Raw genomic sequence first — 16,777 nt, forward strand, 5'->3', positions numbered from 1 at the left:
GCTCAGAGACTGATTCAGCCACTTTCTTACCACCCAATTTTTTCCACCCACCCATCCGCGCCAATAGCACACACAATCATCAACTGTTCCCCTCTTGGCCGTAAGCCTGCCAAGCCAAATCCACCAGCCCGTTAACAATAGCCACAGCCACCACCGCAGAGCCCTTGCGGCCCTCAATCCGAATGTGAGGAATCATCGAATCGTGCAGCCGCGACTTCGCCACGTCAACCCCCACAAACCCAGAAGGAGTCCCAATCACCAAAGCCGGCCGAATTTCCTCAGATTCAATCAAATCCACGATCGCCGACAAAGCAGTTTGAGCCTGGCCCACCACAAAAATCCCTTCAGGATAGCGTCTTGCCAAAGTTTCAATCCCCCAAGCCGCCCGCGTCCTTTCCTTTTGGGGGCGTGTCAAAGCCTCCATCGAACAGTAAACCGGATTCGCAAAGGTACTTTGGATCAGAGGCGTAATGCCCACCTGCACCATCGGCACATCTACCACGATCGTAGTCCGAGCAGCCAAAGCCGCCGCCCCAGCCTGCAAAGCCTGATCGGAAAAACTAATTAAAGACTTGTACTCAAAATCAGCAGTCGCATAAATCACGCGGCGGACTATTTCGTACTCCGCCGCTGAAAAACCGTGGTCGCCAATTTCGTTATCGATTAATCCCAGACTCTGGGCATCGCTTACGTGCCATTCCATTTGTTGGATAGCTGTCGCCTCTGAGTTGTCAGGTATCAGCTTACCAGCTTTTAGTCATTTGTTGACTGTTGACTGTTGACTGTTGACTGGCAACTGCCAACTGACAACTGACAACTAAGTTTCCGACGACGAAGAAGATTTGCCCAACACCGGAGTCAGGAATGCCACCAAAACTCCGATCGCAAAACCCGCCACATTCCGAACCACAGGCAACCAGTCAGAAGTCCGAGTCACCACCGGCCCAAGTCCGAAAGCGAAAAAAAGAATTCCCCACAGCGGCGAAAAAATCAGCGCCCACTGCCAAGCCACAACCTGTCCTGGCTTCCGAGGTTGAGCCGCAAAGCCGCAGATGACGCCGCCAACCACCGACGTAATTAACGTCAGAACCCACTGTTCCCTCGGCAAACCGGGAACCACGCGGCATCCGCCCTGACGCAAACAGCCTTCTATCGACTCCAAAGATTCAATAATCGCTCGATCTTCGCCATTGTCCCGCACAAAAAATTGATTACCGTAGCGGGTTTGCAGTTCCACCCAAAAAGTTCGCGGCAGCAGCGGATACAGCGAGTCGCCCACATTAAAATTGAGCAAATTGCCCCCTCGGGGGTCAGCAACTAGCAACACACTCTTGTCATCTAGCCCCCAATAACTTTTGACAGCCAAACCGGGCGTGCGATCGTACTGAGTCAGCACTCGCAATTTCCAACCGGTTTCGGCTTCAAATGCCTTTAAATTTTTTACCAAATTTTGTTCTTCAATATCAGTAAGGGCTTTAGCTAAGTCAATGATCGGCGTCTGAGTTGAAGGCAACAAATCGGGATTATTGAAAGCGTGGGCTGCAGGTGCGATCGTCCACACCGACAAAGCCAGAAAAAATGCGGCAACAGAGGCTAGAAATTTTTGCGGGAAAAGCTGTGACATAGGAACTTATAATCCGGGTCTTAATTGTGAATGCTAGCTGGCCGTCTTAACCAGAGGATAAGAGAAAACTCATATTTCTTTACAATTATTTACTTTACAGGAAGCCGAGACCAAGGGGAAGAGTTCGAGTAAGGAAAGTTTGGAATCCGTCTTGCCTCTTGCCTCTTGCCTCTTGCCTCTTACCTCTTCCTTCAGACTACAATTGAGATTTTGCCCCAACCCCTTCACAAAGACCCCGATCGCGATCGCTCACATTAGGATTAGTTCTCAGATAATCTCCCACCCAGTCACAGCCCCTCACCAGCAAATCGTCAAGATCCAAATTCCATAAAATCACCCGATTATCCCGGCCCGCAGAAGCAAGAACCTTCCCATCCGGGCTAAAACTCACACTCATCACGCTATCCTTGTGACCCGTCAAAGTTTTCAGCAAAGTCCCGCTGCGACTCCAAAGCTTCACCTTATGATCGTAACTGCCCGAAGCAACCAACAAACCATCCGGGCTAAAACCCACGCTAGTCACGCTGTCGCTAGAACCCTTCAGCAGCGTCGCCACCAAAGTCCCATCTACCTTCCACAGTTTCACGGAATTGTCGTAACCAGCCGAAGCCAGCATTTTGCCATCAGGGCTAAAAGCCACCCCCAACACAAAACTGTTGTGAGCTCCTTCAAAAGTTCTCAGCAAACGACCATCCCGATTCCACAGTTTGAGAGTACCGTCATCGCTTGCAGAAGCCAGCATCGAGCCGTCGGGACTGAAAGTCACTCCAGTCACCCAGCCTGTGTGTCCCGTTAAAGTTTTAATCAGCCTGCCGTTTCTAGTCCAGAGTTTCACAGTCTTATCCTTGCTCGCCGAAGCCAGAACCTCGCTGTCGGGGCTAAAACTCACGCTCATCACGCTGTCGGCGTGGCCGTCGAGAGTGAACAGCACAGAAGGCGAACACGGGAATAGCGGAGCCGAAGGACAAGGGAGAATATTATTCATGCCATCTTCTGTCAAACTCCACACCTTCACCGTTTTGTCGTAACTCCCAGAAGCAAGTAGCTGGCCGTCGGGGCTGAAACTGACGCTGGCGACTCTCTGAGTGTGTCCTTCCAAGGTTTCTAGCAAAACTCCCGTGCGGCTCCAGAGTTTGATAGTGTTGTCCGTAGAAGCAGAAGCCAGCCTTTGGCCGTTGGGGCTGAAAGTAACGCTTTGCACCCGGTTTTGGTGTCCGTCGAGGGTTTTGAGCGGCACGTCATCGAGTCGCCACAGCCTGATAGTTTTGTCAAAACTCGCCGAAGCCAAGGTTTTGCCTTCCGGGCTAAAACTCACCTGAGTAACTCGATCGGCGTGTCCCTCAAAAGTTCTCAGTAAGCGACTCTCTGGTTTAATGTTGCTAGCATCGGTTGGGCGTTTGTCGCCAACACCAGCAAGACTCCAGAGTTTGACAGTCCCGTCTGCACTTCCCGAAGCAAGTGTTTGACCGTCGGGGGAGAAACTGACACCAAATACCCACTTGCTGTGTCCCCGCAAAGTGGTTAGCAGTTCACCTTTTTTTGCTTGTGTTGAATTTTCTGTTGGTGGGTGTTTGAGTGCAGCGATGCTCCAGATTTTCACCGTTTTATCTTCACCCGCACTGGCGATCGTTTCACCATCGGGGGAGAAACTGACGGTGTAAATTTTCGAGGGTTGTCTGTTTTCGCTGTGCCATAAATTAGCGATTAACCTGCCGTCCGAACTCCACAGTTTCACACTACCGTCATCACTCGCCACAGCGACTATTTTGCCGTCGCGGCTGAAGCTTAGCCAATTTACGGGAGCAAATTGTTCGATCGTTCTCAGCAGCGTGCCGTCGGTTTTCCAAAGTTTGATAGTTTTATCTGTAGAGCCACTGGCGATCGTTTGACCGTCAGAACTAAAAGCAACGCTGGTAACGCTATTAGTATGCCCTTTGAAAGTTGCCAGCAAACTGCCGTCAGTTTGCCAAATTTTGACAGTTTTATCTAAACTTGCCGAGGCTATTGTTTTGTTGTCGGGACTGAACGCCACACAGGAGACACTGTTAGTATGGCCTTTGAAAGTTGCCAACAAACTGCCGTCGCGCCGCCAAAGTTTGACGGTTTTATCTACACTGGAAGAAGCTATTGTTTCGCCGTCTGGACTGAAGCTAAGACCCCAAACTACATCGCCATGTCCTTCCAAGCGGTTGCGTTCTTTGACTCCATAAACTGCCTGCTGGAGGGCAGCAGAAATCAGAATTTCGGTGTCTTTGAGAGTATACATTTGTTGGGAGTGTTCGATCTGTTTCCACTTTTTACCAGCTCTCAAACTTTCCATCATGGCGTCAAATTTGTTGTTTGAGAAATAAAGTGCTTCAGAAGCTGCTGTCAGGGTACTGATTTCGGCTCGCTGAGTTTGAGCGACAGCTAGCTGTTTTTGACCAACGGCCCGCCACCAAAAATTTACGGCAGCGATGGTGGAACTGGTTAGCAGCATGACGCCGATCACTGCTACTCCCAGCAGTTGTTTGAGAAAAGTATTGGCTCTGTAGAGCTGTGCTTGACTCATTTTTTTGTCTGCTTCTGCTTTGTGCAGTCTGGCTTCTAAGCCGAATCTTTGGCGGATTGGTCGCACTAAATAGTCGTGTACCAATTGATAGCGGTCTTCTGGCGCTTCCCGTAGCAAAAATAGCAAACCATGACCCACTAAAATATCTAAAATTAAGTCCAGGTTATCAGTTTTATTTTGTCGGTTTTCAGAGTCTTTTGCGAACTGTCGGTGTAAGGGAATTCGGCTTCTGCCGATCGCCGATAATTCGGTTTCCCGGGCCTCGGCTGGCTGCGGACCTGTCACTAACGAGAGTTCGTGTTTGGTTTTTATCAGGCGAACGCCTCTTTCATCTGTCAGGGAAAACAAGATTTTCCACGCTGCATCTTCGTTAACCAGACCGCAGTCAGAGATGACTCTTTCGAGCGATCTTTTCACTAATTCCGCTTTGGGATTGTCCCCCAATTGCTGGTATTGTGCTAGGCTGGTAATACCTTCTTCTTGCAGTTGCGCTCCTACTACCTGCAATTCGATTGGTCGCACTTCTTGCAGTTCGTCTGCTAAATCTTCTACGAAGGCATCGATCAGTGCCGGCTCTAAATAAAATTCCGCCCGTTCTGTTAAGTGTCCGATGACAGCCCGCGCGTCTTTGATAGAAAAACTCCGCAGTTGGTAACGGATGCTTTTGTCGAGAATATTATTGTTAATAGCGTCAAGATTTGGGAAGCGATCGCAATCTAGTAAGTAGTGCAAATAATCTTCGCGCAAGCACAGAATTATCTTGACATACGGCAAATTCAAGAACAACCGCAAAAAATTATAAAAAATTTGTCTTTGTGCCACTGAAGTGGAAACAAAGAAAAACTCTTCAAATTGATCGAAAATCAGCACTGTCAATAAATTATTTCTGGCATTTTCGCGCAACTGCTCTATAATAAAAGAAGAGACTTCAGAGCTGCGAGCAGGAATAACCGAGCAACTTTTTTGGTGGATTTCCTGTAGTCCTTTCGAGATTAATTTACTTTCCTCTTCGGCTTGTTTGTCGTACAGTGCGCTGTTCAAAGCATTTTCTAACTCCACCAGCCAGTCGGTGTAAACTTTGACTACTACGGGCAATGTATCGCGCGCGCCCGGAGTAATATTTTTCAAAGCTGGTACTAAGCCGGCATTGACTAGAGAACTTTTCCCGACTCCGCTGGGCCCATGAATAATAGTTAATTTATGGTCGTCCCTGCTAATTCTTTCTAGCAAGCTATTGATATCTGTTTGGCGCGAGTAAGCTGTCATTTCCGCTGCGATGGCAGCTTGGTTTTGAGCTGAGGGACCTGAAGGATTTACCGCTTGGCGCTGCTGCTGCAATTGGCTGGCTCCGATAAAAGCTCTAAATCCGTATTGATATTCGATCGAACGCTGGGTTTTTTTTATCCGAAACGCTTTAAGATACTCTCCCTGCTCGAAATAAACCGCTTGCAATTCCGTCAAAATATCGATGTAAAGTCGGGGGTCGTACTTCGGCTCGCTTTGAGATTGAGCCAACTCCAAAGAATGAACGGCAGCTTCCCACTGCCCTAGCTGTCGCAAACTTCTGGCTAAAAGTAAAAGATACGAACTCCTGTCGGATTTAGGATGTTGGATTTTAGATTTGGGTTCGTTAGTTAACTCGTTAGGACCCACAATTTCTGGATAATTTCCCTCAAACCCCAATCTCAAATCTTCAATCAGCAATCTCAAATCATTAGGCGTTTGATCCAAAATCGCCAAAGCCAACTCCGCTAGCTGGCGGGCTTGACTCCACCTCGACTGTTGCAGGGCAACTTCTGCCAAAAAGCCGTAATCTTGAGCTAGTTGACTGGGAGTACCGTAAGTGAAGTGCAACTGCAAAGAATTTTCAGCTAATGCTTGCAACTCTCCCCACGCTTTCAGGCGCTGCAGCACTTCTCCGAGGTGTGCTGTCACCTCAGCTACCAATTCGGGGCGTGAGGCAAGGGAGAAAGCGTTTCTAGATTGTTCCAGGCTAATCCAAGCTTGTTCCCAGTGTTGGCGGTTGGCTACCGGATTTCTGGCTGCTTGCAAGCGGTGACACAGGGCTATGTGAAATAGCACTATCCCTTCTCTCTCTAAAAATAGGATGTTGGGGACAGGATTGGACAATGAGCAGGAGAGGGTTTCTGGGTTTTCGGAATTTTCCCAGTTTGCGAGTTCCCAATTGCCAGTTTGATGCTGCCAAAATACTAAGCTTTCTTGGTAGTGAATTAAGGCAGTTTCGGTTTGGTCGCTGACATAGTAATCTCGACCGAGAACGAATTGCAGGCTGGCTTTGAGGGCGGGTTCTAATTCTTCACCGCGATTTTGTAAATCTCTTAAAGCTAATTCTAGTTCTCGGCGTGGCAAAGAGCCGATCGCCAAATCGAAGGTATTGCCCGGACTCAACGGCGAATACGAGTGGACATCTGATTGTCCTCGGTTTTGGGGCCCTGAGTTAAAAGTTAGAAAGCGTTCTCCAGGGTTCATTTCGCGCTCCAGACCGCGTTTTTCGCACGGGGTTTCGCAGGTCTCACAATTAGCGATGGTGCTGAAGTTGCTGCTGGCGAGTTCTGGATTAAGTTCGCCTATTTTAAATATAGTATCGGCCCGCCTAGCGAGGAAATTAATTAATTCGTCAACGCCCATTTCAAATTTAATGGTGGCAGCCGCCCAACTTTTGAAATCCGGGGCCAGACGAATCATTTTGGTCACGATGTCATCTGTTACCCACAAAATCACTGGGCAGGAAAAATTTTTGCGAAATTCGTCTCGCACTTGATTGGTAGAAGCCATCAGTTCGTCGATCGCTACTACTGTTTCTAAACCGAATACCATCAAAGCCGAGGCGGCACCGACAGGCGAGTACCCCTCCTGGAAAGTGCTTGCCTGCAGAGTAGTGTAAAGGGTTTTGACTGAAGCTGGCAGGACGATATCTTGAATTGAAACTGGGGACACTTCTCGCAGCCGCTTCGTTATTTGCTGCCGCAACTGCTCGTAGTTGCAGCGCACCAAAATTAGCGAGAATTGGTGTTGAGACATTGTGATTGACCTGACCAGAGTTTTGAGCGAGCGCTCGTTGTAGTTGGCAGTTTCTTGTACCTTAATTAGATCGGTCATGCGTGCACCTCTTTTGCATTAATCAATTACCTAACGCTCGCCAATCGTGACTGAAAGCGTATCTACTTAGACGTGGCCGTCTCTGTCTGACGCTTTATCTCTGTATAAATACGTAGTTTTCCGTACTTGTCTTATCAATACTTACATAGTTATTAGAGCCAATGTAAAGATATCATACCGCTCAATCTCAGAGAATGCTAGACTTCCCAATAAAAATTTAAGGTCACCATTAGATTTTTTGATTCAGCTACATATAAAGGACTACAGATCGTAAATAGGCAACTGCTAATTTAACGATCGTACCGACTGCTAGCTATTAGTAAACAAGTTCGATATATCTGTAGCAGGCATTTAAAACAACCGCAAAAAAAAATGTCGTCCGCGATGAGATTATGTGAAATTAAGAGCAACAGATAAAAACAGAAATAGGGGGTCTGACATTGCAGATACGAGAGTTGAGAGTGGGCAAAGTCCTTAGTGGTCGCAAAGTTTTACACGACAATAACATTCACCGCCTATAGCCAGCATTCAACAGAAATCAGCCAGGGGCAAAAACCGCTGACTAATTTCTTTATTGGATGGTAAGATTTCGGAGTTGTGAGCGATGAATTTTCAGTTAAATACTTTCTAATTCCCTCGTGGTTAAGGGTTCTTAGAGTCACGAAGCTATCTCACAAATCCAAACTATTTTGCTTCACAGCGCTGCAGCCACTCCTTATATTTTCTGGTTTCTGCTAGAGCTGGATTAATCCCAAACCAACGACCTTCTTGATCGCGGTATTCAAAGACAAACATACTTCGCAACAAGATTTGAGACTCTTCTTCGCCTGTTACACTTTGTCGCTTGACGACTTGAAACAGCAATTCCCATTCCAGGTCATTGATGGCTCCCAAAAGGTCATCGCGATATTCTTGAATGACGCTTTCGAGACATTCGCGAGAGAAGGGAGGGTCTTCGTGCTGTAAACAGCTATACAAAAGCATTAGTAGATTGCGAACGTGACCGCCACTAATCCGACAAAGCCGATCTAAAGTTTCGGGAGAGTCAAACACCTGGGAAATCAAATCGATGCGTTGATGGGGAGCAACTGCGGGGAAAGCTCTAGCTAATACTAGCTGCCGCAGCAGTGCCATTCCTTCAATGTGATCGTCGCCCGATCGCATTTGCACCGGTACCATCGGCATCACCTTTGGCTTCACTCCAAATCGACTGGCGAGGCGGCCGAAGTCGTTGGAAAAAATCAAAGTCAGGGGAATCGTGTAGACGACATGGCAATTAAGTTTTTTCAACTGTTCGCCGCGGTCTAAAAACAAGTATTCTGGCTGGGTGCGTCCGCTGGGTTTGAGGGAGGCATCAAGGCGATCGAGGTTGTCCACGATGACTGCGAGCCCTTTTTTGCCTTGCTGCTTGAGTTCGGTGTTAGCTTTGTTGAGGAGTTCTTCGTTGATCGACTGCAAAATGCTGTTGGTGCGGGGTTCGAGATATTGCCTGAGTTGCGATCGCAGTTTGGGAGAGTCTTTAGTTTTAGCAGTCACTCTAGCAATGCCCACAGATAACTCGGCTTCCGCTGACAAATCTATGGGAGTCTGCAAAAATTCTGCCACTTCTGCAAACAGATTTGTAAAATAGCTGGGTCTGAGTTTGATTTTAGCCGATTCCATAGTTTCGCTGACTTGGCGCGCAATGCTCAGCAAAATATCGCTGATATCTACATCCCCCATGTCTAAGTCTTGGGAAGACTCAAAGTAGACAACGCAAAAACCCTCTTGCTCTAACTCAGCTTTCAGTCGAAACAATTCCGTAGATTTGCCACAGCCGATATGTCCTGTAAATAGCTGACAGGTTGGCTCGTTGGGGGAGATGCGAGTAATGGTTCGCTGTAAAGATTCAATGATTTTGCCCCCACGCACGGAACCAAAATCAATGTAGTATTGATAATCCCCTGGGTCTCCCGCAACAAGGGTCTTGCTCGGGTTGCAGGCTTTATAGAATCTGTCTAATTCGAGTGCGATCACAATGGAAGCCGAATAAAAGTTAAAAAAGTTAATCGAAAGTCTAAACTTTCTTTGCCTGAGTTTAGTTTGATTTGTAACCTTTTGCACTGTGGGGTAATGCCCTAAATACCCAAAGAACCTGGATCTGGCAAGGGGTTTTCCCGGCGCTGGAATTGGGAATTCTTAATTAATAATTTTTTATTACTTAAGTGGATCAGTGATATTACTGATATTGGCAGGAGTCTGGGTAAATTTGTGGGGATCTGGTTAAATGGTAGGGGAAAACAGGGTTCAAGAGAGAGATTAAACAGTTTTGAATTTGTGCTAATCCTTAATTACTATATTGTCAAGACGTAGATGGCTAGTTTTGGAGCGGTTTCTCAAACAGAGTTAGGGCGCAGGCGCCAAAAGTTGCGGCAGCAAAGGCGCGCTCGATTGGCGGCTGTTGTGTGGCAAATGCTGGCAGCGAGTGCAATGGCTGGAGGTTTGCTGTGGTGGATTGCTCAGCCGGCTTGGTTGATTGCCCGATCGGAACAAGTGAAGGTGGAGGGCAATCAGTGGCTTTCGGACAAGGCGGTGCGGTCTTTGGTGCCGCTGTCTTACCCGCAGTCGCTGTGGGGGATTCAACCGCAGGCCCTGGCCGAAAAGCTGGAGTCCACGGGGCCGATCGCCAAAGCTAAGGTGACTCGCAACTTGTTTCCCCCTAGTTTGACTGTAGAAGTGGCAGAACGCCTGCCTGTGGCGGTGGCGCAGCCGACAGCGGTGTTGAGATCCAACAGCGACAAGGAAAAAGTGGGGTGGCTGGACGCTCGCGGAGGTTGGATGCCGTCGGATAGTTATACTGCTGTACGATCGCAGAATAGTTCGATCGGGCCGGGCAGCATTCCGGGAACGCAGCCTCAGCGTTCTTTGCCCACTTTAAAAGTCATCGGGCCTTTGGAACAGTATCGCGCCTATTGGCCGAAGTTTTACCAAGGACTCGGCGGCTTGACGGTGAAAGTGTTTGAGATTAATTGGCAAAACCCGAACAACTTGATCTTGAAAACAGAGATCGGTACCGTACACTTAGGGCCGTACAGTTCCAGGACTGCGGAGCAACTTAAGGTTTTAGACCGAATGCGACAATTGCCAAAACAGATAGATTCAAGCAAAATAGCCTACATTGACTTGAAAAATCCTGCTTCGCCGATCGTCCATTTACCAGAACTCCCCCCCAGTTTGGAGAGTTCCACTCCCGCACCCACTCGCGCCCAGAATTGATTCTCTGTCAACAGAAGGTAGAAGGTATCGATCGACAGGCAGAATTTTTGCCGCTCAGGATCGATACGCAGGGCTTGCAATCAGCACAGTTTTTGGATAGCGCCCCGCGTTTGGGGCTAGTATCCTTTTTTTTCCTTCTGCCTTGCTTACAACTGCCTTAATCCGGTCAAGTACCTGGATGGCGTCAAGCGAGGTCTGGGCTAGCGAGGTCGGCCAAATCCGAGATTGCTAACATTAAGCATCGACCAGTGTTAGTTTTTCGCGCAACTTAGCCTATAGTTGATTGTGAATTGGCGTTTAGTTAACAAGCTGTAATCTACTATCCCCGACTCTAATGAAGCTTAATAATAGACAGGGGTCTGACCAAGACAGTCCCCCTTCGGAAGAAGTAAAAAATTTTCCGGTGGCCGCAGATTCCGCCAATCCCTTTAGACGCAAGTCTGGTTATGTAAATGTAGATAGTATTGATATCGATCCTATGGTCAATCCCAAAGACATAATGCCCAGCAGTGCTGCCAAAATCAAAGTAATTGGCGTCGGCGGCGGTGGGGGCAACGCCGTTAACCGGATGATTGCTAGCGAGGTTTCTGGTGTCGAGTTTTGGTGCGTGAATACAGATTCCCAAGCTCTGGTTCTATCAAATGCTCCGAAACGCTTGCAAGTCGGACAGAAGTTGACGCGCGGTTTGGGGGCGGGAGGCAATCCGGCGATCGGTCAAAAGGCTGCGGAGGAATCTCGCGACGAGGTTGCTAATGCTTTGAATCACGCGGATTTGGTATTTATCACGGCCGGCATGGGCGGCGGTACGGGCACGGGCGCGGCTCCGATCGTGGCTGAGGTGGCTAAGGAAATGGGCGCCTTGACTGTGGGCATAGTGACGCGGCCTTTTACGTTTGAGGGACGGCGGCGCACCAGCCAAGCTGAGGAAGGGATTGCGGCTTTGCAAACTCGGGTGGATACGCTGATCGTAATTCCTAACGACAAGCTGCTGTCTGTGATTTCCGAACAAATGCCCGTACAAGAGGCTTTTCGAGTTGCTGACGATATCCTGCGCCAAGGGGTTCAGGGTATTTCTGACATTATTACTATTCCCGGTTTGGTGAATGTTGACTTTGCTGACGTGCGGGCGGTAATGGCGGATGCGGGTTCGGCTTTGATGGGCATCGGCGTGGGTTCGGGCAAGTCGCGGGCTAGGGAGGCTGCGATGCAGGCTATTTCTTCGCCTCTGCTGGAAGCTTCGTCTATTGAGGGCGCTAGAGGTGTGGTGTTTAACATCACTGGCGGTACTGACATGACGCTGCACGAGGTGAATGCGGCGGCTGAGACGATTTACGAGGTTGTCGATCCGAATGCCAATATTATTTTTGGAGCGGTGATAGACGAGCGGCTTCAGGGCGAAATTAAGATTACCGTAATCGCTACTGGTTTTTCCGGGGAAGTTTCCCCGCCTCCGACTCCGGGGCGGACGCAAAATGTTAATGCTCCTTGGCGGGCTGCAACTGTGCCGACGACTCCTGCTCAACAGACGCCCGATCCGAAAGCGAAACCGCCACAGGATTTGGGATTGGATATTCCTGAGTTTTTGCGTAACCGTCGCCCACCAAGATGATTTTAGATTTTAGATTTTAGATTTTGGATTTTGGATTTTGGATTGAATCTCCAATCTCCAATCTCCAATCTAAAAAATCGAAAATCTCCAATCTACACAATCGAAAATCTCCAGTCGAAAATCTCCAGTCGAAAATCTTCAATCGAAAATCTAAAATCTAAAATCCAAAATCTCCAAGGTTTGGCCGGGTTCGGGTTCGAGGAGTTGGGTGGAGAGTCCCGATTTTGCTAGTAAATCGCGAAATTCGGGAATGCTGCCGACCGATCGCACGAACATTGGTAAAATGCCTGTGGCTCGGATGTCTCCCGCCGCTGTAGGCAGGAAAAACCGAGGTTTCAGTGTTTGGGCGAGGCTGAGGGCTTCCGAAGGGCCGATGATGACTTGTCCGAGGAAGGGGAAGATTTGACCGATGACTGGGGCGATGGCTACGTCTACTGTGTCTATTTTCTGTTTTACTTTGTCTAATGGCGGCAGGTGCGGTTCGTAATAAAGTGTCTCGCCGCTGCTTAAGTCTTTGAGCAAGTAGCCGTTTTCTTCTTGTCCGGGCTGGATTTCGGCTCCGGGTACGGCTGTAATTTGTAACTTTTCTTGATATTTAAATTCTTGCCAATTAGCTAAAGATGTGATATTAGTGTAGCCTAAACTGCTGAGGACTTTGGCGGCGGTGGGTGAGGCGATCGCGGGAATTGTGCGATCGAGCTGTTCGAGTGTTGGTCTGTGGCAGTGGTCGTCTAATCCTTGGGAAATCAGGATGAGGTCGATCGGGGGTAAGCTGCTGGGAGTGAAGGCGACGGGGGTGTTGTGGTAGGCGGTGAACAGCCAGGGTTGACCGTAAAATACGAGGGGATCGACCAGCCAGGGATCGACGAGGATGGTTTGACCTCCGATGTGGAAGATCCAAGAGTTGAGGTCGATTCGGGTGATTTTCACTGTGGTTTGCAATAATTCTTTACATTTGGTTTAATCATAGCTAATTTTGTTTGGGAATTTTAACCGCAGATGAGGGCGGATGAGCGCTGATGAACGCGGATAAGATGGGATTTGTCTGGTTCAAGTTGGCGTTTATGTACGGTTGAAACAAGATGATTAAATCGAAGATTCCTGTGGCTTTGACTGTGGCGGGTTCTGATAGTGGCGGCGGGGCCGGAATTCAGGCGGATTTGCGGACTTTTGCGTTTCACTGCGTGCACGGTACGAGTGCTTTGACTTGCGTGACGGCTCAAAATACTTTGGGGGTGATGCGAGTTGATGCTTTGTCTGCTGAGGCTGTGGCGGCTCAAATTGAGGCGGTGGTTGGGGATATTGGGGTGGATGCTATGAAGACTGGGATGCTGCTGAATCGGGAAATTATGGCGGCGGTGGCTTTACAGGTGGAAGCTTTGGGAATAGGGAATTTGGTTGTCGATCCGGTGATGGTTTCACGATCGGGCGATCGATTGATTGATGAGGGGGCGATCGCATTTTTGCGGGATGTTTTGATTCCTTTGGCTGCTGTGGTGACTCCGAATCGGTTTGAGGCTCAGATTTTGAGCGGTTTAGAGATTTTTTCTCTAGACGATATGCGGGTGGCGGCGCAGCAGATTTACCGTTTGGGTGCGAAAGCTGTTTTGGTGAAGGGCGGCGGGATGGCGGGAGATTTGCGGGGAATTGATGTTTGGTTTGACGGTACGCGGTTGGATGTGTTGAAGACTGAAAATGTTGATACTGGGAATACTCACGGGACTGGTTGTACTTTGAGTGCTGCGATCGCCGCTAATTTGGCTTTGGGGAAAGATTTGTTTACAGCGGTGACATTGGCTAAGGATTATGTGACTACTGCTCTCAAATATGCTTTGGATATTGGGGAAGGCCAAGGGCCAGTAGGTCATTTTTTCCCCCTGTTGAAGTAAGAAGGAAGAGGGAAGAAGTCAACAGTCAGTTAGTTTTTTAATTTCTCTGGCGATAGGGCGATCGCCACCAAGTCTTCTATTTTCTTAATATTTGGATCGCCGGCTAAATAACCAATCCCTCGGTGCAAGTGCAGGCGAAACTGTTTGGCTAGAGTTTCTTTTTCTGTGCCTAAATTGTCTTGGTGACACCGCTGCTTGAGGGCCATTATCAGGATATCAGCCATGTCGCCACCGAAGACATCCCAGCTTAATTCGACGTTGCTGTCGCTGGGAATTGGTACTGGGGATGGGATGCTGGGCTCGGCGAGCGATCGGCAAAATCCCCACCTGCATAGAATATTCCACTGATCGATTTTGGTCGATCGTTTCAGTTTTGATAGTTGGTCTTTGCCTGTTTGGGATAGGCGGATGCGATCGACTGGTGGTTCCATGAGTTTAAGATTGTTTGGTATATTGTAAAAAGTGTTAATGTTGGGGAAGCAAAGCCTCTAAATAACCCGAAATATTTAACATTTTTTTACACGTCGCGACTTGATAAAAAGGGTGTTTTTGGGTATTATGATTGTAGTAGGATTTATCCTTAATAATGGGATGGTGGCAAAAATTTTATTTTCGCCACCATCCCATTATCCTATATATACTACCGCAACCCCAGGGCAAAGTCAAGGGGTTGCGGCTATTTTTTAGGGCTAATTTTTATTCCCAGAAGTAACCTTTTTCGACGGTGGTTTGGTGTTTGGCGGAGTCGTATTTGAGGAGGTAGCTGTGGGCGATCGCCTCTAATTCTTGGAGTTTTTCGTATTCTACTTTTCTAATTTCCGTATCGGTAGAAAGCAGGATGACTTGGTGGCTGGCCGAGGGAAAATAGCGTTCGACTAGGTTGTTTCTGTGGGAGGAGTCGAGGCGGCCCAAGGGAGTGTCGATCGCCACTGGCAATTGTCTCCCGGATACTCTAGCCAATCCCCACAAAAAGGCGATCGCCAGCAATTGTTTTTCCCCGGCTGAAAGTCGGTGTTTGGGTACCGGTTTGCCTTCTGGATCGTAAATGGAGAGGCTAAATGTTTGAGTGTCGATCGCAACTCTGTGCACGAGGTCGGTTTTGTGCAGCAGGTACCGGAAACAGTCGGTAATTTCTATTTCGAGTTTGTTGAGTTTTTTGAGGGTGAGTTTTTCTTTAAAGAGTTTCAGGGTGGCTTGGGCTTTGGCGATCGAAGCGATGACGTGTTGGCTGTTTCTGATGGTGATGTATTCGCTGCTGTAGTTTTCTAGTTCTTTTTGGTTTTTGACTAATTCTCTCTCTAATTCATCGACGCGGCGGTTGGCTGATTCCAAGGCTGCGGCTGCGATAGCGACTGCTTTTTGGGCTTTCCTGACTTCTTCCTCTAGTTTTTCGTAGGCTTCGGGGGAAGCTGCGGCTGCGAGTTGTCTGTCTGTAAAGTCGATTTCTGCTTCGATGCTTTTGACTTCTTCTATTTGATCGCGGGCTAGAATTTGCTGGGCTTTGATTTGGTAGCTAAGGAGGTTTTCTAGTTGCTGGATGCTGTTGTTGTCGGCGTTCATCCAGGGCGGGGCGTCTGTTCCGGCTTGCTGTTCGAGTTCTTGGTTTTCTTGGCGGATGAAATCTTTAATTTTATCTAGCTGTTGGGGATTTAAGGAGATTTCCGCGATATAGTTGAGAAGGCGATCGCTTCTTTGTTTGATAACATTTTGGGCAATCTTTGCTTGCTGCTGGCTGGCTTCTGTTTCTGCTTGAATTTTGGCTTCACTTAGCAAGGGCGAAATTAGGGCTAGCGGTAGCGTATTTGATGCCAATTCCATCAGGGCTTGACGGGTTTTTTCTGCCTGATTTCTGTAGTCGTTTAGCTTGCTGTCTAGCTGACTGCGATCGGCGGCAATTTTTCCGCCTTCATAAATAAATTTTTCTGATGCTTGTTGCTGATTTTTTTGAGCTTTATCTAATTCGTTTTTAAAGCTGGCTTGTTCTTGCTTAGCTAAGTCTATTTCATCAGTAATTTTCTTAAAAGTTTGTTCGATTTTTTCTAAAGCAGCCAAGTCTTTTTTGCCAGCAATTTCTTTCCGCTTGCGGCCGGCTAATATTTCTAAATCGACGGCGAGGCGTTCTGCAAGTTCCAAACCTAAAAGAGATTTAATCGCCCCGACGACAAACTCCGGCGGTGTTTCGAGTTCGGCGAGTTCTTTTACTTGTTCGCCGTCAAACAGAAATAGGTTGGATATTCCGACGGGCAAAAGGGTTTCGATGTATTCGTCCCAGGTGTTAGTAATTGCTTTGTCCGACCACCAATCGCTGACTATCTCGCTGTATATGAGAATGCTTAAGTTGTCTTTGATATCTAATTTTTTCCAGTATCTAACTATTTTGAATTGAGTTAATTTGTCGTCTTGGACTTGTTCAAATGTTAGTTCGACGCGCGTATCTTCTAATGGGGGAGTGTGGCGGTTGACGCATTGATTGAGAAAGTCGCTGTAGCTTAAATTGCCTCTGGTGGAACATTGGGCGCGGCCACCGTAGAGGGCGAGGCGAATGGCGTCCATGAGGGTGGTTTTGCCGCCGCCATTCATGCCGCCAAATAAAATGACTGGGCAGGGATTTCCGTCTTTTTCGGGGCGGAGATTGATGGTTTGGGTGCCTGCATAGGGGCCGAAGTTTTTGAGGACGAGTTCGAGGAATTGCATTGTAGATGTTGTCGGTGGTTGCTGATTTGTTTGGT

10 protein-coding genes are annotated in these 16,777 nt (G+C 48.1%); 3 read left to right on the forward strand and 7 right to left on the reverse strand.

The features are described from left to right. Window positions 1-79: 79 nt before the first annotated feature. The 4 genes from QUA53_RS12880 to QUA53_RS12895 form a co-directional block, all read right to left on the reverse strand. Window positions 80-703 carry a precorrin-8X methylmutase gene (locus tag QUA53_RS12880; RefSeq protein ID WP_015179019.1) on the reverse strand — a complete coding sequence of 208 codons (624 nt, stop codon included), beginning with the start codon at window positions 701-703 and terminating at the stop codon, window positions 80-82. A 114-nt stretch (window positions 704-817) separates the two neighbouring features. Next, window positions 818-1,624 carry a TPM domain-containing protein gene (locus QUA53_RS12885; protein ID WP_333096037.1) on the reverse strand — a complete coding sequence of 269 codons (807 nt, stop codon included), beginning with the start codon at window positions 1,622-1,624 and terminating at the stop codon, window positions 818-820. A gap of 196 nt (window positions 1,625-1,820) precedes the next feature. Continuing rightward, window positions 1,821-7,295, reverse strand: coding sequence for a WD40 domain-containing protein (locus tag QUA53_RS12890; protein WP_333096036.1), 5,475 nt, complete (start codon window positions 7,293-7,295; stop codon window positions 1,821-1,823). Window positions 7,296-7,979: 684 nt separating this feature from the next. After that, complete coding sequence (locus QUA53_RS12895; protein ID WP_333096035.1) at window positions 7,980-9,311, reverse strand: P-loop NTPase fold protein; 1,332 nt, start codon at window positions 9,309-9,311, stop codon at window positions 7,980-7,982. Window positions 9,312-9,647: 336 nt separating this feature from the next. On the opposite strand from QUA53_RS12895, the gene QUA53_RS12900 reads away from it, so the two are divergent. Both QUA53_RS12900 and ftsZ read left to right on the forward strand, forming a co-directional pair. Then, window positions 9,648-10,550, forward strand: a complete 903-nt coding sequence (locus QUA53_RS12900) for an FtsQ-type POTRA domain-containing protein (protein ID WP_333096034.1) — start codon at window positions 9,648-9,650, stop codon at window positions 10,548-10,550. Window positions 10,551-10,884: 334 nt separating this feature from the next. Beyond that, window positions 10,885-12,159 (forward strand): cell division protein FtsZ, encoded by a 1,275-nt coding sequence (gene ftsZ / locus QUA53_RS12905; protein ID WP_333040673.1) that lies wholly within the window; start codon window positions 10,885-10,887, stop codon window positions 12,157-12,159. 150 nt (window positions 12,160-12,309) lie between these two features. Here ftsZ and QUA53_RS12910 read toward each other — a convergent pair whose 3' ends face one another. Beyond that, on the reverse strand, window positions 12,310-13,089 hold the full coding sequence (locus QUA53_RS12910; RefSeq protein WP_333096033.1) for an MBL fold metallo-hydrolase: 780 nt from the start codon (window positions 13,087-13,089) through the stop codon (window positions 12,310-12,312). Window positions 13,090-13,241: 152 nt separating this feature from the next. Between QUA53_RS12910 and thiD the strand changes: the two genes are divergently transcribed. Further along, complete coding sequence (gene thiD, locus QUA53_RS12915) at window positions 13,242-14,048, forward strand: bifunctional hydroxymethylpyrimidine kinase/phosphomethylpyrimidine kinase (protein WP_333096032.1); 807 nt, start codon at window positions 13,242-13,244, stop codon at window positions 14,046-14,048. A gap of 29 nt (window positions 14,049-14,077) precedes the next feature. On the opposite strand, the gene dndE is transcribed toward thiD, so the two are convergent. Together dndE and dndD are read right to left on the reverse strand one after the other, a co-directional pair. Next, complete coding sequence (gene dndE, locus QUA53_RS12920; protein ID WP_333096031.1) at window positions 14,078-14,479, reverse strand: DNA sulfur modification protein DndE; 402 nt, start codon at window positions 14,477-14,479, stop codon at window positions 14,078-14,080. 265 nt (window positions 14,480-14,744) lie between these two features. After that, window positions 14,745-16,742, reverse strand: coding sequence for a DNA sulfur modification protein DndD (gene dndD, locus QUA53_RS12925; RefSeq protein WP_333096030.1), 1,998 nt, complete (start codon window positions 16,740-16,742; stop codon window positions 14,745-14,747). Window positions 16,743-16,777 lie beyond the last annotated feature (35 nt).

It is taken from the genome of Microcoleus sp. Pol12B3, assembly GCF_036701355.1.
Classification (GTDB): domain Bacteria; phylum Cyanobacteriota; class Cyanobacteriia; order Cyanobacteriales; family Microcoleaceae; genus Microcoleus.